The organism is Candidatus Centipeda massiliensis (assembly GCF_900290285.1).
Taxonomy (GTDB): Bacteria; Bacillota; Negativicutes; order Selenomonadales; family Selenomonadaceae; genus Centipeda; species Centipeda massiliensis.
In genome coordinates, this window is the sequence record NZ_LT985758.1 from 125,572 (window position 1) to 147,826 (window position 22,255).

The following is a 22,255-nucleotide window of genomic DNA, read 5'->3' on the forward strand; positions in this document are numbered from 1 at the left end:
TTCTCGGAGTGTAATTGTGAACGAAAATGAAGATTTTAGCGGGCGGCTGCAATTCCTGAGAGCTGTGATTGTCCTTATCATCATGGTGCTGATCGGTCGTGCTGGCTATTTGCAGGTCTATGACGGTGAACTCTACGCACGTCTTGCAGAGGGCAACCGCATCCGCATCATACCGGCAGAGGCGGCGCGCGGGACATTTTATGACCGCAATGGCGAACTCCTCGTGACGAACCGCCCCGGTTTTGCGGTATCGCTGCTTCCTTTGACGGAGCCGGTTTCTCCTGAGGTGATCGCGCGTGTATCAAAGCTCATCAATGTTCCGGTGGCGGAGATTCAACAGAAGATTGATGCGCACATTGGATTTGACCCAATTCGCATCAAAACCGATGTATTGCCGGACATTGTCACGATCATTGAGGAGCAAAAGGATGACTATCCGGGTGTCGTGATCGAGGTGTTGCCGATCCGTGACTATATTTACGGGGAATACGCAGCGCACGTTTTTGGCTATGTGAGCGAAATCAACGAGGAGGAACTCGAACGCCGCAAGGACGAGGGATATAAATCGGGCTACATCATCGGTAAGTTCGGCTTGGAGCGCATCTACGACAAGGAGGTGCGCGGCATCAACGGCGGCGATCAGGTGGAGGTGGATGTATCCGGTCGTCCCGTACAGCTGCTCGGTCGTCAGTCCCCCGTGCCGGGCAACGATCTCGTTCTGACGATTGACAAGCATCTTCAGGAGGCTGCAGAGCAGGCGGTGGATGCACAGCTTGCCATTGTGCATGCACATGCGGCGGCTGCGGTGGTCATGAACCCACAGACGGGTGAGGTCCTGGCGATGGTCAGCCGTCCTGCGTTCAATCCGAATCTCTTTGCGGGCGGCATCTCCACACAGAACTGGAATGTACTGAACAATAATCCCTATCATCCGATGGATAACAAGGCGATCACGGGCGAATATCCGCCCGGCTCGACGTTCAAGATTGTGACGGGGACGGCGGCGCTCGCCGAGCATAAGGTGACGCCGCAGGAGAAGATCTTCGATGCCGGTCATCACTGGATCATCCCGAAGACGAACGCGGGCGGAGAGGCTCTTGGCTGGATCAACTTCCAAGAGGCAATGGCGCACTCGGACAACGTCTATTTCTATGAGATGGGCAACCGTCTTGGTGTCGATGCACTGGAGCGCTATGCACGCATGTTTGGTCTGGGGGCACGGACGGGGATTGATCTGCCATACGAGGCAGAGGGGCTTGCCCCGAACCGCAAATACAAGGCAGACAATTTTGAGGATGGCGAGTGGTATCTTTCGGAGACGTTTGATGCCGCGATTGGTCAGGGGTTCAACCTTGTGACACCCTTGCAGGCGGCAATGGTTATGGGGGAGATTGCGGCGAACGGCAAGCGTTATCAGCCGCATCTCGTTCAGCGGATTGTAGATGTCCACGGGAATACGGTGCGTGAGTTCCAGCCAAAGCTTCTCTCGGAGCTGGATGTGAGTCAATCCGTTATCCGAAATGTGCAGGAGGGACTGCACAGTGTTACCAAGATCGGTACGGCGGCGGGCGTATTTGCCGGATTTCCGATCGATATTGCAGGCAAGACAGGGACGGCGGAGAATTCGCAGGGACGCGATCACGGATGGTTCGTGGCGTATGGTCCATACGTGAATCCAAATATTGTCGTTGCTGTCATTGTGGAGCAGGGCGGCTTTGGTTCGATGTCGGCTGTACCAATCGGACGCAGGATTCTGGAGGCAGCATTTCAGCTGGATCGTGTGCAGCCAAATGTAGGGAACAAGTGAGGGATGGAAATGAGCGAGGATAAGATCAAGATCAAAGGAGAAAACGGTGGACTCATGCTCGGCTTCCCCAACGATATGCCCTTTTCGGAGATCATGGAGGAGCTTTCCAAGAAATTGGATTCGGGGACAGGATTCTTCCTGCGCGGCACCCTTGTGCGCGTTCCTCGTGATTACTTTTCGAAGGAGGAGCTTGCTGAGGTACAGGAGCTCTTCCGGACGCACGGTCTGATCTGTCGTCTGGCAAAGCCGGAACCTGCCGTTCCTCTTGCGCCTGCATCGGAGCGGGTGCAGCCGGCAGACGAAGCGCCACGGGACGCGACGGATGCACCGGAGCTGCAGCGCATGCTCATCATTGATAAGACCCTGCGCGGTGGACAGGCAGTCGAGACGGAAGGGTCTGTCATTGTCTTCGGCAATGTCAATCCCGGTGCGCAGATTACGGCGGGCGGCAGTGTGGATGTTCGCGGCACCTGCCGTGGTGTAGTGCATGCAGGGGCAGCAGGAGACTCGACCGCATTTATTATTGCAGACCATCTGATGCCAACGCAGATTCGCATTGCGAACTATGTGGCACGGTCGCCAGATGAGCCGGAGGACTCCGGCAAGGCGGAACGCGCCTATGTCAGAGATGGTCAGATAGTCATTGAGCCAATAGAGAGGTAGGTTCGGAATATGAGTGAGATCTATGTGGTGACATCGGGCAAAGGAGGCGTTGGAAAGACGACAACGACGGCAAATCTGGGCGTTGGGTTTGCCATGCGCGGCAAGAGTGTCGTCCTGATTGATACGGATACGGGACTCAGAAATCTCGATCTCCTGCTTGGACTTGAGAACCGCATCATGTACGATCTGGTCGATGTGACCTCAGGTCGGGTGCCATACAAGAAGGCGCTCGTCCGTCACAAGAAATACGACTCGCTCTTCCTCCTGCCGACCTCTCAGGTCAAGGATAAGAGTGCGGTGAACCCGGAGCAGCTTGCCCTGCTCTGTGAGGAGCTGCGCCGTTCCTACGATGTCATCATCATCGACTGTCCTGCGGGGATTGAGCAGGGATTCAAGACGGCAATTGCTGCTGCTGATACGGCGATTGTCGTGACGATGCCGGAGATCTCGGCGGTGCGCGATGCGGACAAGATCATCGGTGAACTTGGACGTGCGGACAAGGAAGATATCCGCCTTGTGGTGAACCGCATTCGCCCGAAGATGATCGAAAAGGGCGATATGCTCGATATGGCGGATATTGACGAGATCCTCTCGGTCGGCTGCATTGGTCAGATCCCAGATGATGAAATGGTCGTAACGAGCACGAACCGCGGTGAGCCGTGCATCACGATGCCGGATTCTCCGGCAGGACAGGCATATCTCGATGTGGTGGGACGTCTCTGCGGCGAGGATGTACCGTTCCGTGAGTTTGCGAAGGAAAGCCTCTGGGAGACCATCAAGAGCAAGCTCTTTGGGAGAAAGTAAGGAGGTGTTGGCGTGATTGAGGCACTGAAAAGGCTTCTTGGCAAAAAGGAACGCTCCGGCGATGTTGCACGCCGCCGCCTCCAGGTCGTTATCATCAATGATCGGGCGAATGTCTCTCCGGAGATTATGGAGAATATGCGCGCAGAGATTGTGCAGGTTATTTCAAAATATATGTATATCGATACGCGGGAGATGGAGTTTTCTCTCGAAAATGAAAATGATACGATGGCGCTCGTCGTCAACATCCCCGTTGTCAGCGTTCAGCACGGTGGCAGCGATCTATCAAGGCACAGACAATGATACTATCGAAACGGCTCCTGCGCCGAACGGATCTGACGCTGATTGCGGCGACGGCAGCAATCGTCATTATGAGCCTCGTCATTATTGGCAGTGCAACCCATGTCAATACGCCGAGTGAGGAACGCTATTGGTTTGTTCAGAGGCAGGGCATCTCAATCATCGTGGACATTGCTCTTGCCATATTCTTGATGAATTTTGACTACAAGATACTGCAGCGATACGGGAATCATTTCTATGTGTTCAATCTGATCCTCCTGATTCTGGTCATGTTGATCGGACAGACGGCGCTTGGAGCGCAGCGGTGGATCGCACTCGGCCCCATCAGCATACAGCCCTCTGAGTTCTCGAAGCTTATCATGATTATCGCGCTTGCCGCATTGATGGAAAAGCGCGGAAGAATACGCTCGCTCAGTGATCTGACACCCGTTGCCGGCTACGTCCTCGTTCCGTTCCTGCTTGTTTTGAAGCAGCCCGACCTTGGCACCTCACTGGTTTTTCTTGCGATTTTCTTTGGGATGGTCTTTGTTGCGGGGATTCGTCTGCGCATTCTCTTTGGAATCTTTGGACTTGGTCTTGCGGCAATGCCTGTACTCTGGCATTTCCTAAAGGACTATCAGAAAATGCGTATCATGGTCTTCATGGATCCAAATGTCGATCCGCTCGGCGCAGGCTATCACATCATCCAGTCGAAGATTGCGATTGGCTCGGGTCTGCTCTTTGGCAAGGGGTTGTTTGGTGGGACGCAGAGTCAGCTGAACTTCCTGCCGGAGAATCATACGGACTTCATCTTCTCCGTTGTGGGGGAGGAACTTGGCTTCATCGGGTGTGCCGTGCTGCTCCTGCTCTATCTCATCGTGCTCTGGCGCGGCATTAAGATCGCACAGGATGCAAGCGATACCTTCGGGCGGCTTCTCGCGGTCGGCATCACGTCGATGATCGCATTCCATGTGCTTGTCAATGTCGGGATGACAATGGGCATTATGCCTGTTACGGGGATCCCGTTGCCGCTTATGAGCTACGGCGTGAGTTCGCTCACGACGAATATCATGGCGATTGCGATCCTGTTGAACATTCAGCTGCGGCGGCAAAAACTGTTATTTTAGGGGATTTCTGTGAGGCTGTTCGCCTTCGAGCGGCAGTCTCTTTTCTTTTCTGTGTATGTGGGGGATAATGAAACAATGGTGCAGCTCGATCACAGTACCCTGCAATCGGTACTGAAACCTGCGCGCTATACAGGCGGCGAATGGAATGCCGTGCACAAGGAGTGGGACAGCGCAGCGTGCAAATTTGCACTTGCTCTGCCCGATGTCTATGAGGTGGGCATGAGCAACCTCGGGCTTGCGATTCTCTATGAGATTCTGAATCGTCGTGCGGATATTGCCGCAGAGCGCGTCTATGCGCCATGGGTCGATATGGAGGAGAAGATGCGGGAAAAGGGGATCCCTCTCTTTTCGCTTGAGAGCCGCCGCCCCATCGTAGATTTTGATTTCCTTGGGTTTTCTCTGCAGTATGAGATGATCTACTCGAATGTGCTGAATATGCTCGACCTTGCTGGGATTCCGCTCTATGCACGCGAACGCAGCGAGGATATGCCGTTTGTCGTGGGCGGCGGACCGTGTGTCTACAATGTCGAGCCGATTGCTGACTTCTTTGACTTCTTCGTAATCGGGGAGGGGGAGGAGGTTGTGCTTGAGATCTGTGATGCCTTTATTGCATGGAATGCTGCGGGGCGTGAGGGCGGGCGAAAGGGCTTTCTCACGCGCCTGCTTGCAGTTGATGGCATTTATGTGCCCTCGTTCTATGAGCCAATCTATGATGCGGAGGGAAACTTTGCTGAACTGCGCCCGCTGCAAACTGCGGCACGCCCTGTTATTTACAAGCGCGTCGTACGCGATATGAATGCAGTTATGTCCGTTGAGCACCCGATTGTGCCCTATATGGACATCGTACACAACCGTATCATGATGGAGCTGTTTCGCGGTTGCTCGCGCGGCTGCCGCTTCTGTCAGGCGGGCATTGCCTACCGTCCTGCGCGTGAGCGTACGGAGGAGCGGCTGCGGCAGATGGCGGGTGGCCTGATCGAGGCGTCGGGCTACGATGAGATGAGTCTCACCTCACTCTCCTCGGCGGACTATTCCTGCCTCGGACGGCTCGTAGACGATCTGATGGAGGACAACGCCGGGGAGAAGATCAGCTTCTCCTTGCCGTCGCTGCGCATCGATAGCTTCTCGATTGATCTCGCGCACCGTATGCAGCAGGTACGAAAGTCCGGACTGACTTTTGCACCCGAGGCGGGCACTCAGCGTCTGCGCGATGTCATCAACAAGGGCGTGACGGAGGAGAATCTGCTCACGGCGTGCGGTGCGGCATTCCGTCACGGATGGAAGCAGGTGAAACTCTATTTCATGATGGGGCTGCCGACGGAGACGGATGAGGATATCATCGGGATTGCACGCCTCGCGAAGAAAGTGGTGGATCTCTATACACAGGTACGTGGGCGGCGTGGTTGTAAGGTGACGATCTCCGTTTCCTGTTTCGTGCCGAAACCCTATACACCATTCCAGTGGTTTGGGCAGCTGCCCATCGAGGAATTTCAGCGCCGTCAGCAGCTGCTCAAGGAGCATATCACGGATCACTCGATCACATTTCACTATCATGACGCGCGTCTCTCGGTCATTGAGGGCGTGTTTGCACGCGGCGACCGCCGCCTTGCACCCGTGCTCCATGAGGCGTGGAAAAGAGGTGCGAAGTTTGACGGCTGGTCGGATCTCTTTGATGACAGCCGCTATTTTGCGGCGTTTGAGACCTGCGGCATTGACTGGGAATACTACAGCCGCCGTACGCGCACGATCGGCGAGCCGTTGCCATGGGCACATACCTCGCCCGGTGTCCTTGAACGTTTCCTGAAGTCCGAGTGGCAGAAGGCACTTGCCGCTGCACTCACGGAGGACTGCCGCCGAACGCATTGCACGGGCTGTGGGATATGTCCGACGCTCGGCGTGGATGTCATTGACTATGCGGGTGCTGAGGCGGAGCGTTCAGATGCGGTGTGTGAGAAAACATCTGTGTCGCCGGAAACAGGGGGCGGGCAGCCCGCTAAAGAGCGCAGTCTTTTTGTCTATCGTGGTCTCATAACGAAAGGAGAGGAGCTGCGCTACGTTTCGCATCTTGATTACGCAAATCTCTTTGTTCGTGCGTGCAAGCGTGCGGGGCTGCCCATGGCATACTCGGAGGGATTCAACCCGCACATGAAGGTAGCATTCGCCTCCGCCCTCTCGCTTGGTGCAGCGAGCGACGCGGAGTATGTCGACTTTGAGATGACAGAGGCTCTGCTGCCGTCTCTGGTGATGGAGCGCCTGCGCAAGCATCTGCCGCGCGGAGCACAGATCGTGCGGCTCAAGATGCTGGAAGGGAAACACAAGGCGCTGATGGCGGATGTGGATGAGGCGCGTTACCGCATCACCATATCCTATGCGGGCGATTTGGACCCTGTGCGTGCGAGTGTGCACCGCTACAACGAGGCAGAGAGTGCCGTATGGGCGCGCGTGACGCCGAAGAAGAGCCGCGCGATTGAGACGAAGGCATACATAAAAACGCCCGTCTCCTTTCAGTTGGAGAACGGGCGCATAACCTTTTGGATGAATCTTCTTGTGACACCGCAGGGCAGTGTAAAGCCCATCGAAATTCTAAGCCTCATGGTGCGAGACTTTGCTCTTCCCATTGATCCGAACGAAGCGTATGTGACGCGCATCGGATTGTTTTCCAATGGGATAGCACTGATTGATCGATGATCAGTGTTACTCCGGACGGAAAATCAGGGGCTGCATTTTTGCGTCCTCGGCGGTGCGTGTGTCAATGAGTCCCTGTGCGGTCATCGTGTCGAGCACGATAGCCTGACGCTTCTTTGCCGCGATAAAATTGGTGAAGGGGGACAGCTCGGAGGGCGCATTCGGAACTCCCGCGAGCATGGATGCCTCGGGCAGATTGAGTGCGGCAGGTGGTTTGCCGTAATATCCCTCGGCGGCTGCATTTATCCCATAGAATCCTGCGCCATAGTAGACGACGTTCAGATACATTTCGAGAATTTCGTCCTTGGAGTAGGCATTCTCGATATCAAGGGCGAGCAAAAGCTCCTGCGCTTTGCGTGTAAATGTCTGCTCGTTTGCGAGGAAGAGATTCTTCACGAGCTGCTGTGTGATCGTACTCGCGCCCTCCTCGATGCGTCCATGCTGTATGTTGACGAGGGTCGCACGCGCCATGCCCGTCATATCAAAGCCCCAGTGGTCATAGAAGCGGCGATCCTCAATCGCCACGATGGCGTTCTTGAGATCGGGAGATATGTGCCCAATGGGAACATAGTCCGTTCGGTTCAGCCGTGCCTCAACGGCGCGTCGGATGAAGAGGAGGCGGGCGATCTGCTCGGCGGCATCTGGATCATGAATCTCATGCAGCTGATTCGCCGGGAGCTGCCGCTCGGGCGCGGGGAGGAGGTCGCCCACCTCTTGCCAAGCATGGGGAACAAAAAGAAATATTCCAGACAAGGTGAGCAATAAGCACAGCAGTATACTCAAGAAAAAACGCCCAAATCTGCGGGGCGTTTTTTTCTTGCTGCCGTGTTTCCGTGCCCTTGTTTTGCTTCGTCGTTTTCGCTTTGGTGGTGTTTCGTTCACTGTATCCATCATTCTCTGCTCCGATTGTTTTCAAAATATTTTGCGCGCATCAGATCCCGCATCTCCGCCAGATTGGACGGAAGGAGACGGATGTTGTAGCCGATGAAGACGGGAGAGGTGGCAAAGCGGGGCATGATCTTGATGAAAACATCGTCTCCATCGTTGTAAAAGAAGATGTTATAGCTTGTGAGCGGCCGACGGAACGCATTCATAAAGAAATCCACGCCGACCTGTATATAGTCCGCAATCGTCTCGGTGGCACCTGCATCTACAGGTACGATGTTGAGCTCCCAGAAGCCGACGCGCGGCTCGGTCGATAGGTTCAGTGTGACCCCGTCCCGCTGATCTACGGTCAGACCATCGAACTCGCTGCGCCGAAAGGCAAGTTCCTGCCGGAATGTGGGAAAGCCGACGAGCTGCATGTGCGGGTGGCGGATCGTACCGCCCGAGTAGGGACCGTAGTTCTTGAAGAAGAGAACCGTGTCGTATTTCCCGCTCGCACGCATCTGTTCCCAATGCTCCATGCCGAACGCAATGAGGCGGTGCATGTGATCGCGGCTGTAACTCGGTATGTCGGCGTCGCAGTCTTTGCCCTCAATGAGAACAAATTGATCTGCCTCCTCGATGACATTGTATTTATTTTTGAGCAGAATGATGTCACCGTCCGTTGCGATGATGTCCGTGAGTTCGTCCGTTGCGCAAAACGGACACGCCGTATTGCTGTGAATGATATTCTCCGGCTTCTGCCGTCCAATGTCCGTGTTGAAATGGGCAAGATTGATGTCCATAAATACTCCCCGTCGTTGTCATCTTATCTTGCCCTATTATATATCTTCTGCGCGCATTCGTAAAATATTTTGTATGAGCTTCCCTATTCTCACATGTATTCATGGTATAATGAGAAAAATTTCAATGACAATAAGGAGCTCCTATGAGAATCGATCTTGTGACACTCTTTCCGGAAATGTTTACGGGTGTATTTGGTGCGAGTATCATCGGGCGAGCCGTAGAACGCGGCATATTGGATATCGCGTACACGAATTTTCGTGACTATTCCACGGATAAGCATCGCCATGTGGATGATACGCCGTGCGGGGGTGGGGCAGGCATGGTGCTGAAACCGGAGCCAATCTATGCTGCTGTGCGCGATGTTTGGGCAAAGACTGCGGCATTTGCCGCGCGGCGCTGTACCATCATCTTTGACCCAGCGGGGAAAGTGTTCACGCAGCAGACCGCAAAGGAGCTTGCCTCGTATGACCAGCTCGTCCTTATATGCGGGCATTATGAGGGATTTGATCAACGTGTCTATGATCTTGCAGACCGGCTCATTTCCGTCGGAGATTTTGTTCTGACGGGCGGAGAGATTCCCGCCATGCTTACGGTGGATGCGACAGCGCGTATGCTTCCGGGCGTGCTGGGCGATGATACGTCTGCACCGACGGATTCGTTCTTTGATGCGCTGCTTGGTTATCCGCAGTACACGCGCCCGCGCACGTTTGAGGGGAAGGAAGTTCCAGAGGTGCTGCTCTCGGGCAACCATGCGGCGATTGCGCGCTGGCGGCGCGAGCAGTCGCTTCTCGCGACACTGCGTTTGCGTCCGGAGCTTTTGCCGATGGCGAAATTGACGACACAGGATTTGATGTTTCTTGCGAAACAGAATGAAATTCGATAAAAACTATTTTTGCGCGAATCTTGATGAAATGATATAATAAGCTGCATATTGTTTCAATCTTTTGCCCGATAGGGGGACTCAGCTGTGACACAATTTGATAAGCGAAATTTGTCGATGATGATGGATTTCTATGAGATGACGATGTCCTATGGATATTTTCATCAGCGGTGTGCTGATATGCGCGTCGCCTTTGACCTCTTTTTCCGCTCGGTTCCTGATCGGGGCGGATATGCAGTCTTTGCAGGACTTGAGCACGTCATTGAGTTTGTAGAGAATCTTGCGTTCTCAGACGAGGATATTGATTATTTCCGTCAGCAGAAGCTGTTTTCCGAGGAGTTTTTGACTTTCCTGCGCGGCTTTCACTTTCGTGGGGACATCTATGCTGTGCCGGAGGGGACGATCATCTATCCCGACGAGCCGCTGCTGACGATTGTTGCGCCGATCATTGATGCACAGCTCATTGAAACGGCAATTCTCGCGCAGATCAATCACCAGTCCCTCATTGCGACGAAGGCGTCGCGCATTGTGCGTGCGGCAGAAGGACGGTGTGTTTCTGATTTTGGTGCGCGGCGTGCGCACAATATGGATGCGGCTACGTACGGTGCGCGTGCGGCATACATTGGCGGCGTCGATATGACGGCGACCGTTTCGGCGGGGCAGCAGTTCGGCATTCCCATCTCGGGAACGATGGCACACAGCTGGGTCATGTTCTTTGAGGATGAGTTCACTGCATTCAAAAACTATGCGCAGCTCTACCCGCAGACGACGGTTCTTCTCGTCGATACGTATGATGTCATCCATTCGGGAATTCCGAATGCGATCCGCATTGCACATGAAGTACTCGAACCGCAGGGACAGCGTCTTGCGGGCGTGCGTATCGACTCGGGAGATCTGGCATATCTCTCGAAACGAATCCGTACAATGCTCGATGAAGCAGGTCTTACAGACTGCAAGATCATCCTGTCGAACAGTCTCGATGAATTTACGATTTCTTCGCTCCTGCTGCAAGGCGCGTGCGTGGACAGCTTCGGCGTGGGCGAGCGGCTCATCACGGCGAAATCGGATCCCGTCTTTGGTGCAGTCTACAAGTTGGTTGGCGTGGAGAAAGACGGCGTATTTGTGCCGCGTATCAAGATGTCGGAGAATGTGGAAAAGCTGACCAATCCCGGCTGCAAGGATCTCTATCGCATTTACGACAGCCACGGCAAGGCGGTCGCGGACATGATTGCCGTCAGGGGAGAGAAGATTGATCTTACAAAGCCTTTCCGCTATGTTGATCCACGTAAACCGTGGAAAAATCGTTTCTTTGACGGATTTTCGGCGGTGAATCTGCGTCGCCTCTATCTGCGTGAGGGAAAGCGTATTGAGAAGCTGCCGTCGCTGGACGAAATTCGCGCCTATGTCCGGAGGCAGTTGGATGTTGAAATCTGGCCGGAGGAACAGCGTTTCGAGAATCCGCATCGTCACTATCTTGACATGACCCCGGATTATTACGAACTCAAGATGGGGCTGCTTGAGGATATGCGCGGGAAACACAGCTGAGAGGGGCATGGTACGGATGATAACAGGAAAGACGAGGTTGTTGGGGGTGATTGGCTCGCCCATCGGACACAGCCTCTCGCCAATGATACAGAATGCAGCCCTGCGTGCAGCAGGGCTTGACTATGTCTATGTAGCGCTTCCCGCTTCGCCGTATGCACTTGACTCAGTGGTGTATGGTCTGCGTGATGCGGGAGTGGTCGGATTTAATGTGACGATTCCGTTCAAAACGGAAATGATCCATTTGATGAACGATCTGAGCGAGGATGCGCGGCATGTTCAAGCGGTTAATACGGTCGTCATTCAAAGAGACAGCAGACTTGTGGGGCACAATACGGACGTGATGGGCTTTCTTGCAGGATTTGCGGAGCGCGACGTTGTACTTGCAGGTAAAAGTGCCGTCATGATCGGTGCGGGCGGTGCGGCGCGCGCGGCACTTTGGGGACTTTTGCAAAGTCATGTTTCCTCCGTTGTGATCGGTGTGCGCAATCCGGCAAAGGGCGCGGCACTCTGCAAGGATTTCGCAGCGAATGGAGACGTGCGGGCGCTGTCCTTTGATGATCCGGCGTTTATTTCCGCCATGGGGGCTGCTGACATTGTTGTGCAGACGACACCGCTTGGCATGATGCCCCATGTGGAGGAGATGCCGCCCGTGGATATCACGGCACTGAAGCCGTCCGCGGTGGTCTATGATCTTATCTATACGCCCGCTGAGACGCGGTTCCTGCGGGAGGCGGCGGCGCGCGGACATGTGACGATCAACGGGGAGACAATGCTCGTGGCGCAGGGTGCGGAGGCGTTCTTCCTCTGGACGGGTGTGCGCCCTGATACTGCGTTGATGAAACGTGTCCTGCGTGAAGAACTTGCACGCAGGACATAAAGGGTCTATGGAAACTGTTACGGATTTGCGCTGCGTACTCCACGCAGAACCCTCGTTACGCAAGCGGACGTGTGCTCGTCCGCCTAAATACCTGCGGATTCCAAACGCGCTGCGCTTGAACGATTAAAATCCGCAGGGGGCGGGTCGCACACTCTACGCCGCTTGCTCCACTAGGGTTTGCTTAGGAGTACTGCATTTTCTTTTGTCCGTAACTTTTATCATAGCCGACATAATTCGGGTTTTGAAAATCTTTCCCTTTTGTGGTATGATACAGTGTGTTTTGAGAGGGGGGTATGATTGGCAGCGATTACGTATGAACTGATTCGCAAAGATGAGGCGACGGGCGCGCGTGCAGGCGTGATTCACACGCCGCATGGGAGTTTCCCAACGCCCATTTTCATGCCTGTGGGCACGCAGGCAACGGTCAAGGGCGTATCCCCGGATGAGCTGCACGATCTCGGCGCAGGAATCATCCTCAGCAATACCTATCATCTCTTCCTTCGTCCCGGCATGGAGCTGGTGAGGGAGGCGGGCGGACTGCATGCATTCATGCACTGGGACGGCGCCATCCTCACGGACAGCGGCGGTTTCCAAGTATTCAGCCTCGGCGATCTGAGGAAGATCACCGAGGAGGGAGCGACATTCCGTTCGCACATCGATGGCTCGAAGAAATTCCTATCGCCCGAGGTGTCGATGGAGGTGCAGAAATATCTCGGCTCGGACATCGTTATGGCATTCGACGAGTGCATCCCGTATCCCGCCGATCACGCCTATGCGAAGGCATCGACGGAACGCACACAGCGCTGGCTTGTGCGCTGCCGTGACGCAATGGCGGATGCCGAGGGGCAGGGACTTTTCGGTATTGTGCAGGGGGGCATGTACCGCGATCTGCGTGCGTGGCACGCTGCCGAGGCAACGGAACTCGATCTGCCGGGATATGCGATCGGAGGGTTGAGTGTCGGCGAGCCGCATGAGCTGATGGAGGAGATTCTCTCCTATACGGTGGAGTTGCTGCCGGAGAACAAGCCGCGCTATCTCATGGGCGTCGGGACGCCGGACTACCTTCTCACGGGAGTGCGGCACGGCATTGACATGTTTGACTGCGTATTCCCGACGCGTGTGGCACGCAACGGAATGGCAATGACGTGGACGGGACGGCTCGTGATGAAGAATGCGGTGCATACGCACGATCATACGGTACTCGAAGAGGGCTGCGAATGCTATGCGTGCCGCAATGGCTATACACGGGCATACATTCGCCATCTCGTGCGTGCGGAGGAGATCTTTGGTCTGCGCCTTTTGACCCTGCACAATCTCTATTTTTTGCAGGAGTTTATGCGGCGTATGCGTGCAGCGATCATCGCGGGCACGTTCCCCGCATTTTATCAGGAGTTTATGAATAATTATCATAAAAAATAATCTTATTGAATGAAGGAGCTGTATTTATGGATGCAGAAATGATGGCACAGTTGAGTTCGTGGGGACCCATTGTCATATTGGTGCTCTTCTTTTATTTTCTCCTCTACCGTCCGCAGAAGCAGGCGCAGAAGAAGCGTGAGGCAATGCTCGGTGCACTCAAGATCGGCGATGAGATCATCACGCTCGGCGGTATGCACGGCAAGATCACGGCGCTCAACGATAAGACGGTAACGCTGCGTGTCGCAGATGGTGTCAGTATTGTCTTTGAGCGCTCGGCGATCAGTGCTGTGAATACGCCGGATCAGGAGTAATACGATCCATGGCAGGAGATATGCTTGCCGCAAAAAAGACCCTGCGGCGGGAGATGCTTGCCCGTCGCCGCACATATTCAGCAGAGGAACGCGCACGCGCGAGCGACACGATCTGCAGGTGCGTACGGCAACAGGCGGTGCTGCAAGAGGCACGGACAATCATGCTCTACGCTTCTACGGAGGAGGAGATCGATCTCTATCCGCTGATGGAAACGCTGCTTGAAGAGGGACGGCGTATTGTTCTCCCCGAGATCGTAGGCAGGGGCGTGATGGAGGCACGGGCGCTGCCCGCTATGGATGCGCTGATCGACGGTGCATTTGGCATCTTGACGCCCGATCCGGCGCGCGGTGCCATCATTCCGCCGGAGGAGATCGATGTCATCATCGTTCCGGGGGCGGCATTTGATGAAAGCGGCGGACGGCTGGGGCTTGGCGGCGGCTATTATGATCGTTTTTTGCCCCGTGCAGTAGATGCTGTCCGCCTCGTACTTGCCTTTGATTTTCAAATCGTCCCTGATGTTCCCATGGGTATGCAGGATGCCCGTGTCGACATTATACTGACGGAGTGTCGCAGGATTTTCTGCAAGATAAAAGACCTTAAGGAAGAGGTGTGAGGACTGTTGAGACAACATAGTCTGTTAAAGCTGGTGATTGCAGTTGCTATCATCATAGGTGCGTTTTTTTTCCTCGTTCAGCCGCTTGCGAGTTCGATCCGGCAGGGACTTGACCTGCAAGGCGGAACGCACGTCGTTCTGGAGGCCGTCGATACGGAGCAGGCGCAAGTCAATGACGATGCGATGAACCGTGTTGTTACGATCATGGAAAAGCGCGTCAACTCGCTCGGACTCACCGAGCCGATCATTCAGCGTGAGGGAGAGCGGCGTGTTATCATCGAGCTGCCGGGGATCAAGGATCCCGATGCGGCGATCCGTACGATCGGCAAGACGGCGATGCTCGAATTCCGCGACGAGGACGGGCATACGGTACTGACCGGAACGGATCTGAAGGACGCACAGGCTTCGACGAATCCGCAGACGGGGCAGAATGTTGTCAATCTCGAATTCTCGGATGAAGGGGCACAGAAATTTGCCGACCTCACAATGAAGAACGTCGGTCGTACCATCGCAATTCTCCTTGACGGCGAGGTATTGACCGCACCAAATGTGCGTGAGCCAATCCTCGGTGGACGCGCGGAGATCACAGGGCAAAAAACCCTTGAGGAGGCACAGAACCTTGCGGTCGTCCTGCGCAGCGGCGCATTGCCTGTCAAGGTGGAGATTATCGAAACGCGCACAGTTGGTCCGACGCTCGGACAGGACTCGAAGGACAAGTCCCAATTCGCCTTTGTGATAGGTCTTGGTGCAGTCGTCATCTTTATGATCTTCTTCTATCGACTGTCCGGTTTTATTGCAGACGTTGCACTGATGGCGTATACAATACTGTTGCTTGGCATTCTTTATCTGATGGATGCAACGCTGACCTTGCCGGGGGTAGCAGGAATCATCCTCTCCATCGGCATGGCGGTCGATGCAAACGTGCTCATCTTCGAGCATTTCAAGGAAGAGTATCAGATCAATCAAAAATCTTTGCGCCTTGCGATGGATGCAGGTTTTTCGCGTGCGTTCACGACGATCTTTGACTCGAACGTCACGACGTTGATTGCAGCGGGCGTCCTCTTCTTCCTTGGAACGGGAACGATCCGCGGCTTTGCCATTACGCTGGGCGTTGGCACGATGCTCTCGATGTTTACGGCGATTACATTGACGCAGTATCTCTTGAAGCTGATGATTAACTCGAAGCTCTCCGACAGTCCGTCGCTCTACGGTGCGAATGGCTTTATGCTGGGCACTAAAAAGAAGGGGGCTGAGAAGAATGCCTAAATTTGACATTGCGGGACATCGGAAAATCTGGTTCCTGCTCTCTCTTGTTCTCATCATTCCCGGCTTTATCTGCATGGGGGTGCGTGGCTTTAATTTCGGCATTGACTTTACAGGCGGTACGATCATTGATCTGCGTTTTGCGCAGCCTGTGACGCTTACCGATGTGCGTTCAAGCCTTGCAAAATATGGACTCGATGGGAGTACAATCCAGCTCGCGGGTGCAGAGTCCGGCGTCGAGTCCTCCGAGAATGTCATGATTCGTACCGTTGATCTTGAGGAAAATCAGCGGAAGGAGGTCATGGCATCACTGACACAGGATGTCGGATCATATACGGTTCTCCGCGAGGAGAAGGTCGGTGCGACCATCGGCGGTGAGTTGATCACGAACGCCGTCCTTGCACTTGTGATCTCGTGGGCACTTATCATTCTGTACGTCGCCTATCGTTTTGAGTGGCGCTTTGGTGTGTCGGCGGTGCTTGCGCTGATCCACGACATCATCATCGTACTGGCAGTGTTCTCATTGACCCAACGTCAGATTGATTCTTCCTTCATTGCGGCACTTTTAACGATCGTGGGTTATTCCATCAATGATACCATCGTCATCTTTGACCGTATCCGTGAGAACTTGAAGCTTCATTTCCGCCGCGGCGGCGATGTGAACGAGCTTGTCAACCGCTCCATCTATCAAACGCTGACGCGCTCGCTTTATACGGTATTCACGGTCTTGTTCACGACATTCGCGCTTTACTGGTTTGGCGGCGAGACGACGAAGGACTTTGCGTTCGCGCTTCTCGTCGGCTTTGCGAGCGGCTGCTACTCTTCCATCTTCATTGCAAGCCAGCTTTGGATTGAGCTGCGCAATCGTACGGAGCGGCGCCCTGCCGCAAAACCCGCAGCGGTGGAGGGGTAAAGAAGAGAGCCTGTCCAAGGACAGGCTCTTTTGCTGTTATAGGGGGAGCCATGCTGAAAGAATGGGTTGTACGGGAAAAAACGGCGGAGGGAGACGCACTCGCACGAGAAATTGGAACTGCACCGCTCATTGGACAGATTCTCTGGAATAGAGGGATACGTTCGGCAAAAGCTGCACAGGCTTTTCTGCATCCAGAGAAGGAGCAGTTTCATGATCCTTTTCTCATGAGAGATATGGAGAAAGCTGTGCGGCGCATTTTGCACGCGATTCACGCCGGGGAGCAGATTGTCGTCTATGGGGATTACGACGTGGACGGGATGACCTCGACCACACTGCTTATGAAGAATATTCGCGCACTCGGAGGCAGAGTCGCCTACTATATTCCGAACCGCTTCACGGAGGGGTATGGTCTCAACGGCAGGGCACTTGAGCAGCTCGCCGCAGAGGGGTGCAACCTGCTCATTACCGTTGACTGCGGAATTGCGTCCGTGGAGACAGTTGCGGAATTGGATGCGGGGATGGACGTTATCATCACCGATCACCATCTCCCGGGAAGTGCACTGCCGTCTGCATACGCAGTGATCAACCCGCATCGTGTGGACTGCCCCTATCCGGACAAGGAACTCGCGGGGGTCGGTGTCGCCTTCAAACTCGTACAGGCGCTTTGGCAGATGGAGAAGCAGCGGCTCTACACGGATGATCTGGATATTGCAGCACTTGGAACGGTTGCGGATCTCGTGCCGCTCGTCGGAGAGAATCGCAAGATCGTCAAAATGGGACTGGCGCGTATGTCGGAACATCCCTGTGATGGTATTGCAGCATTGATCTGCATTTCAGGACTCGAAGGAAAGACGATCAATACGGGGATGGTTGGCTTCCAGCTGGCTCCGCGTCTCAATGCTGCGGGACGCATTGAGACGGCACGGAGTGGTGTGGAGCTACTTCGCAGCGAGGACAGGCGGGCTGCGGATCGCCTCGCAGGCGAACTGAACGCACTCAATACAGAGCGGCGTGATCTAGAACAGCGGATCCTTGCAGAGGCAGAGGTTTATCTTACGGACTTTACGCCCGATGTACCTGCGATTGTCGTTGCGGGCGAGGACTGGAATGCGGGTGTGATCGGTATTGTAGCATCCCGTCTTGTTGAAAAATACTATCGCCCGAGCATTGTACTCACGCGGCAGGGCGATATCTACAAGGGATCCTGCCGCAGTATCGCGGGGCTTCACATCTATGAGGCACTTGCTGCGTGCAGAGATACACTGATTCAGTTTGGCGGACATGAGATGGCAGCGGGACTGACACTTGCGCGTGACCGCATAGAGGATTTTCGCCGTGCATTCGCGAACTATGTAGATACACGCATGGCGATCGAGGATTTCACACCGAAAATTTCCATTGAAGCTCTCGTCGCTCCTGCGGATTGGACGCTTGCAGCGGTCGAGGAGTTGGCACTCCTTGAGCCGTATGGCATGGGGAATCCGCGTCCTATCTTTGGTGTGCGGAATCTCCGCCCACAGACGGCCGCGGCAATCGGAGCGGAGGGGCGGCACCTGCGCATGGAGGTCGGTACGCGGGAGCATCGCGTTGCCGCACTTTGCTGGAACGCCGGAGAACTTGCAGAAATCGTGACGGAGGAGATCGGCGACCTCTCCTATACGCCGAGTATCAACGAATGGCAGGGAACGCGTTCCGTGCAGTGCATGGTAGACTCCATCCTGCCCGCCGCACACGAGCGCGTCTTTCCAGAGCGTGCACTGCTCAAAGTAGTCTACGCATTTCTAAAAGGACTGTGCACAGCAGATGGACGAATCCCATATAATATGATCGCGCTCACGCGTCGTTTTTCACGCGAACACGGGCACATCTCATCCTATACGATGGAGACCTCCCTGTGTATCTTTCGTGAACTCGGACTGCTCATCCCTCGGACGGAGGGGCACTGGCAGCTCGTTCCGCCCATCGGGAGGCTGGAACTCACAGATGCGCCGACCTATCGTCGGTATCAGGAAAGAAAGGGTGACAGATAGATGTCAGACGATGTGCAGAGGGATGTCACCCTCGCTATGATATTGGAAAAGGTGCGCTCCTATCAGGCGGACGCAAACGTTGATAAGATCAAAAAGGCGTACGATTGTGCGGAGAAGGCGCATCGCGGACAGGTGCGTATCTCGGGAGACGCCTACATCATTCACCCGCTCAATGTCGCATACATCCTCACAGGGCTTCATCTTGACGATGAGACGATCTGTGCGGCACTTCTGCACGATGTTGTGGAGGATACCTGCGCAACACTGGAGGAGATGGAGGCGGAGTTCGGCAAAAACATCATGGCACTCATCGACGGCGTGACGAAGCTTGGGCGCATCGAGTATATGTCCAAGGAGGATGTCAAGCTAGAGAACTACCGCAAGATGTTCCTTGCAATGGCAAAGGATATCCGCGTTATCATGATAAAGCTTGCTGACCGTTTGCATAACATGCGGACACTGAAGTATATGCGCGAGGACAAACGCCATCGCATCGCAAAGGAGACCATCGAGGTCTATGCACCGCTTGCCAATCGACTTGGTATTTCGAGTATCAAAGTGGAACTTGAGGATCTCTGTCTGCGCTATCTTGAGCCAGAGGCGTACTATGCCCTCGTAGAGGAGGTCAAGCACAAGCGGAAAGAGCGGCAGGAGTTCATACGGGAGTCCATTCTGCAAATACGCGAAAAGCTCGAAGCAGCAGGGATTGAAGCGGATATCAAGGGACGGGCGAAGCATTTTTACAGCATCTATCGAAAGATGAAGCGCGACAACAAGAGTGTCAATGAGATCTATGACCTCTCTGCCGTACGCGTACTCGTTTCCTCCGTCAAAGACTGTTATGGTGTGCTCGGCGTCATTCACGCGATGTGGAAGCCTATCCCAGGCAGGTTCAAAGATTACATTGCTATGCCAAAATCCAACGGCTATCAGTCGCTCCATACAACCGTCATGACACACGGCGATCCGCTCGAGATCCAGATTCGCACGAAGGCGATGCACCAGGTATCCGAGTTCGGCATTGCCGCGCATTGGAAGTACAAGGAGGCGGGGCGGAGCATCGGTGTGACCGATGAAAACGATCAAAAGATGTCATGGCTGCGCCAAATGGTCAGTCTGCAAAAGGAATACGACGATCCCAAGGAATTCTTCGAGGCTCTGAAACTGGATGTGTTCTCCGACGAGGTCTTTGTCTTTACACCGCGCGGTGATGTCATTGATCTGCCGAAGGGGTCGAATCCCATCGACTTCGCCTATCACATCCACACGGAGATTGGACATCACTGTGTTGGTGCAAAGGTCAACGGAAAGATTGTACCGCTCGAATACAAACTCAAGAATGGCGACATCGTATCCATCGTCACGAACAAGGCGAGCAACGGTCCGAGTCCGGACTGGCTGAACACGGTCGCTTCCTCCGCCACGCGCAGCAAGATACGCGCGTGGTTTAAGAAGGAGAACCGCGAGGAGAATGTCGAACGCGGCATGAATCTCATCCGTGATGAGGCAAAGCGCCTGGGTTACGCCCCCAAAGAATTGATTGCGGGAGGTCGACTTGGCAAGGTCGCTGAAAAACTCAACGTGCAGAGTGAGGACGATCTGCTCGCTGCACTTGGCTACGGCGGTGTGACCCTGCGCGGTGTCATGACGAAGCTCATCGAGCTGCATCAGCAGTCCATCAAGGACAGCACGCCCCCCGAAGTCTCACAGATGCTCTCCGAACTTAAGGCTCCGCGCAGGGGGAAGCGCAAGAAGGCGAGTCACGGTGTCCTCGTCGAGGGGGAGGGCGGCTATCTCGTGCGCCTCGCACGCTGCTGCAACCCCATTCCCGGCGATCCGATTACGGGGTACATCACGCGCGGACGCGGTGTCTCCGTACATCGCTCCGACTGCCCGAACGTCCTCAACGATACGGAGTTCACACGCGTGATTGAGGTGAGCTGGGATATCGGACTCGACAAAGAGTACACTGTCGGCATTGAGATCATATGCAATGACCGCAACGGAATGCTCGCCGAACTCTTGGCTGTACCTGCCGAGATGAAGGTCAACATCCACACGGTCAATGCAACACCAAATCGGCGGAACAAAACCTCGACCGTCCTTCTTGGGCTGAATGTCAGCAACATCGATCAGATCACGCAGGTCATGACGAAAATGCGCCTGCTCAAGGATGTCTATCGCGTTACACGCACACTTGGCAACTCCGCGCTCCCAGATGGGGATGTGTAAGGAATCGCTTCACGATTTATTGAAATCCCAAAGTACATCAAAGCCTCGCATAAGACGATACGCGAATCATCGAAGAAGGAGCGGTGGCTCGCGTACTTTGCCAACAGACTGACCTATGATTATGGCATCTTAGCTTCCCCAGCTAGAGCGGGGGAAGTGGCGAGCGCAGCGAGCCGATAGGGGGCGTTCGTGCGCCCCCCTTTTTTTATTATGGGGAAGAAACGTACGGCATTGCGCTCACATAAGAACACAGAAAATGAAATGACACAAGTCATAAGATCATATTGACACGAGATGAGAGGAAGAGTATAGTTGGGATTATAGTACTATAGAATAGCTATAGGTTGGAACGGAATAACATGGAGGGGATCGTCATGTTAAAGGAATGGAAAAACAAACGACAGCTGTCACTTCTCGTTGCGTTCGCTCTGTCCGCGGGAGGGACACTCTTTTCAGATTTAAAATACATATCTGCTGCGGATGTGACGGGCGGCGACGTGACGATTGATAGTTCGACGCCCACGCCGTATCCGAATCCCCTTGCAGGTGGATATATACCTCCGGCAGGGACGGGGGATGTAACGAATAACAAGCTGAGTGTGACTGGAATCAACGTGCTCGGCAAAACCCTTTATGGTGGGTATAATCAATCATCGACAGGCAATGCCACAAATAATGAGTTGGTGGTGAGTGGAGTACTTGCTACTGGATCAGGTTATAGCTATCTATATGGTGGATATACAGCTAATGGCAATGCTACAAATAATACTGTCACATTAAATGGATTTACGGATTCCCTAGGATGGGGGGGATATGTATATGGTGGCAGAAGTGCCAATGCCAGTGCAGACGTAAAGACAGGGAACACGTTGAAAGTAACGGCAAGTGGTAATACTGTCAATAATGGAGTTCATAATTTTGAAAAGATGAAGTTTGTCCTGAGTTCGGCAATTAACTCAGGAGATGTAATGTTGAGCACATCATTTGGGGATGCTTATGACTGGGGCAATGTGATATTGTCAAGAACAGTTGACAAATTTCTCACAAGGAAACGAATGCTTAAGCAGTCGCGGCAATGGAGTCATAGAACTGTCGACGCTTCACCATCGGAGGAAGCCCACCGTTTGTTGAACAAATT

The 22,255-nt window shown here is 54.2% G+C and carries 19 protein-coding genes; 17 read left to right on the plus strand and 2 right to left on the minus strand.

Annotated features, from left to right (window positions below; all coding sequences use genetic code 11):
- Positions 1 to 16 precede the first annotated feature (16 nt).
- From mrdA to C8273_RS12060, 6 genes are all read left to right on the plus strand, one after another.
- Positions 17 to 1,807, plus strand: coding sequence for a penicillin-binding protein 2 (gene mrdA, locus C8273_RS12035; protein WP_106627941.1), 1,791 nt, complete (start codon positions 17 to 19; stop codon positions 1,805 to 1,807).
- Positions 1,808 to 1,816: 9 nt separating this feature from the next.
- The gene (gene minC, locus C8273_RS12040; RefSeq protein WP_106627961.1) at positions 1,817 to 2,470 is read left to right on the plus strand and encodes a septum site-determining protein MinC; all 654 of its coding nucleotides are present in this window, start codon (positions 1,817 to 1,819) and stop codon (positions 2,468 to 2,470) included.
- A 9-nt stretch (positions 2,471 to 2,479) separates the two neighbouring features.
- Positions 2,480 to 3,274 (plus strand): septum site-determining protein MinD, encoded by a 795-nt coding sequence (gene minD, locus C8273_RS12045; RefSeq protein ID WP_106627942.1) that lies wholly within the window; start codon positions 2,480 to 2,482, stop codon positions 3,272 to 3,274.
- A 12-nt stretch (positions 3,275 to 3,286) separates the two neighbouring features.
- Positions 3,287 to 3,574 carry a cell division topological specificity factor MinE gene (minE, locus tag C8273_RS12050; RefSeq protein WP_106627943.1) on the plus strand — a complete coding sequence of 96 codons (288 nt, stop codon included), beginning with the start codon at positions 3,287 to 3,289 and terminating at the stop codon, positions 3,572 to 3,574.
- A complete protein-coding gene (gene rodA / locus C8273_RS12055) occupies positions 3,571 to 4,677 on the plus strand; it encodes a rod shape-determining protein RodA (protein WP_106627944.1) in 1,107 nt (368 codons plus the stop codon). Before minE ends, rodA begins: the two co-directional genes overlap by 4 nt.
- A gap of 75 nt (positions 4,678 to 4,752) precedes the next feature.
- Positions 4,753 to 7,365: a TIGR03960 family B12-binding radical SAM protein gene (locus tag C8273_RS12060; protein ID WP_106627945.1), complete on the plus strand. Its 2,613-nt coding sequence runs from the start codon at positions 4,753 to 4,755 to the stop codon at positions 7,363 to 7,365.
- Between the two features lie 6 nt (positions 7,366 to 7,371).
- Here the strand turns inward: C8273_RS12060 and C8273_RS12065 are convergent, their stop codons facing one another.
- Both C8273_RS12065 and C8273_RS12070 read right to left on the minus strand, forming a co-directional pair.
- Positions 7,372 to 8,256 (minus strand): transglycosylase domain-containing protein, encoded by an 885-nt coding sequence (locus tag C8273_RS12065; protein ID WP_106627946.1) that lies wholly within the window; start codon positions 8,254 to 8,256, stop codon positions 7,372 to 7,374.
- Positions 8,253 to 9,032, minus strand: a complete 780-nt coding sequence (locus C8273_RS12070; RefSeq protein ID WP_106627947.1) for a DUF4931 domain-containing protein — start codon at positions 9,030 to 9,032, stop codon at positions 8,253 to 8,255. The genes C8273_RS12065 and C8273_RS12070 overlap by 4 nt, the downstream gene beginning before the upstream one ends.
- A 143-nt stretch (positions 9,033 to 9,175) precedes the next feature.
- On the opposite strand from C8273_RS12070, the gene trmD reads away from it, so the two are divergent.
- The 11 genes from trmD to C8273_RS12680 all read left to right on the plus strand — a co-directional run.
- On the plus strand, positions 9,176 to 9,916 hold the full coding sequence (gene trmD / locus C8273_RS12075) for a tRNA (guanosine(37)-N1)-methyltransferase TrmD (RefSeq protein ID WP_106627948.1): 741 nt from the start codon (positions 9,176 to 9,178) through the stop codon (positions 9,914 to 9,916).
- An 84-nt stretch (positions 9,917 to 10,000) separates the two neighbouring features.
- Positions 10,001 to 11,458: a nicotinate phosphoribosyltransferase gene (locus C8273_RS12080; protein ID WP_106627949.1), complete on the plus strand. Its 1,458-nt coding sequence runs from the start codon at positions 10,001 to 10,003 to the stop codon at positions 11,456 to 11,458.
- A gap of 16 nt (positions 11,459 to 11,474) precedes the next feature.
- Complete coding sequence (locus tag C8273_RS12085) at positions 11,475 to 12,335, plus strand: shikimate dehydrogenase (RefSeq protein WP_106627950.1); 861 nt, start codon at positions 11,475 to 11,477, stop codon at positions 12,333 to 12,335.
- Positions 12,336 to 12,632: 297 nt separating this feature from the next.
- A complete protein-coding gene (gene tgt / locus C8273_RS12090) occupies positions 12,633 to 13,754 on the plus strand; it encodes a tRNA guanosine(34) transglycosylase Tgt (protein WP_106627951.1) in 1,122 nt (373 codons plus the stop codon).
- Positions 13,755 to 13,780: 26 nt separating this feature from the next.
- Entirely contained in the window at positions 13,781 to 14,065 is a 285-nt protein-coding gene (gene yajC / locus C8273_RS12095; RefSeq protein WP_106627952.1) for a preprotein translocase subunit YajC, read from the plus strand.
- A gap of 8 nt (positions 14,066 to 14,073) precedes the next feature.
- A complete protein-coding gene (locus C8273_RS12100; protein WP_106627953.1) occupies positions 14,074 to 14,679 on the plus strand; it encodes a 5-formyltetrahydrofolate cyclo-ligase in 606 nt (201 codons plus the stop codon).
- Between the two features lie 33 nt (positions 14,680 to 14,712).
- The gene (secD, locus tag C8273_RS12105; protein WP_106627954.1) at positions 14,713 to 15,945 is read left to right on the plus strand and encodes a protein translocase subunit SecD; all 1,233 of its coding nucleotides are present in this window, start codon (positions 14,713 to 14,715) and stop codon (positions 15,943 to 15,945) included.
- A complete protein-coding gene (gene secF / locus C8273_RS12110) occupies positions 15,938 to 16,855 on the plus strand; it encodes a protein translocase subunit SecF (RefSeq protein ID WP_106627955.1) in 918 nt (305 codons plus the stop codon). The genes secD and secF overlap by 8 nt, the downstream gene beginning before the upstream one ends.
- A gap of 50 nt (positions 16,856 to 16,905) precedes the next feature.
- The gene (gene recJ, locus C8273_RS12115; RefSeq protein ID WP_106627956.1) at positions 16,906 to 18,885 is read left to right on the plus strand and encodes a single-stranded-DNA-specific exonuclease RecJ; all 1,980 of its coding nucleotides are present in this window, start codon (positions 16,906 to 16,908) and stop codon (positions 18,883 to 18,885) included.
- Positions 18,886 to 21,117: a RelA/SpoT family protein gene (locus C8273_RS12120; protein WP_106627957.1), complete on the plus strand. Its 2,232-nt coding sequence runs from the start codon at positions 18,886 to 18,888 to the stop codon at positions 21,115 to 21,117.
- A gap of 374 nt (positions 21,118 to 21,491) precedes the next feature.
- On the plus strand, positions 21,492 to 22,255 hold a 764-nt coding region (locus C8273_RS12680; RefSeq protein ID WP_199821106.1), incomplete at its 3' end, for a hypothetical protein.

What these genes read in the sequence shown, in the direction of transcription:
- C8273_RS12065 (WP_106627946.1), bottom strand. Translation starts at nt 8,256, where the DNA reads ATGATGGATACAGTGAACGAAACACCACCAAAGCGAAAACGACGAAGC.
- trmD (WP_106627948.1), top strand. Translation starts at nt 9,176, where the DNA reads ATGAGAATCGATCTTGTGACACTCTTTCCGGAAATGTTTACGGGTGTA.
- recJ (WP_106627956.1), top strand. Translation starts at nt 16,906, where the DNA reads ATGCTGAAAGAATGGGTTGTACGGGAAAAAACGGCGGAGGGAGACGCA.
- secF (WP_106627955.1), top strand. Translation starts at nt 15,938, where the DNA reads ATGCCTAAATTTGACATTGCGGGACATCGGAAAATCTGGTTCCTGCTC.
- C8273_RS12070 (WP_106627947.1), bottom strand. Translation starts at nt 9,032, where the DNA reads ATGGACATCAATCTTGCCCATTTCAACACGGACATTGGACGGCAGAAG.
- C8273_RS12085 (WP_106627950.1), top strand. Translation starts at nt 11,475, where the DNA reads ATGATAACAGGAAAGACGAGGTTGTTGGGGGTGATTGGCTCGCCCATC.
- minD (WP_106627942.1), top strand. Translation starts at nt 2,480, where the DNA reads ATGAGTGAGATCTATGTGGTGACATCGGGCAAAGGAGGCGTTGGAAAG.
- minC (WP_106627961.1), top strand. Translation starts at nt 1,817, where the DNA reads ATGAGCGAGGATAAGATCAAGATCAAAGGAGAAAACGGTGGACTCATG.
- C8273_RS12100 (WP_106627953.1), top strand. Translation starts at nt 14,074, where the DNA reads ATGGCAGGAGATATGCTTGCCGCAAAAAAGACCCTGCGGCGGGAGATG.
- C8273_RS12120 (WP_106627957.1), top strand. Translation starts at nt 18,886, where the DNA reads ATGTCAGACGATGTGCAGAGGGATGTCACCCTCGCTATGATATTGGAA.
- rodA (WP_106627944.1), top strand. Translation starts at nt 3,571, where the DNA reads ATGATACTATCGAAACGGCTCCTGCGCCGAACGGATCTGACGCTGATT.
- yajC (WP_106627952.1), top strand. Translation starts at nt 13,781, where the DNA reads ATGGATGCAGAAATGATGGCACAGTTGAGTTCGTGGGGACCCATTGTC.
- C8273_RS12060 (WP_106627945.1), top strand. Translation starts at nt 4,753, where the DNA reads ATGGTGCAGCTCGATCACAGTACCCTGCAATCGGTACTGAAACCTGCG.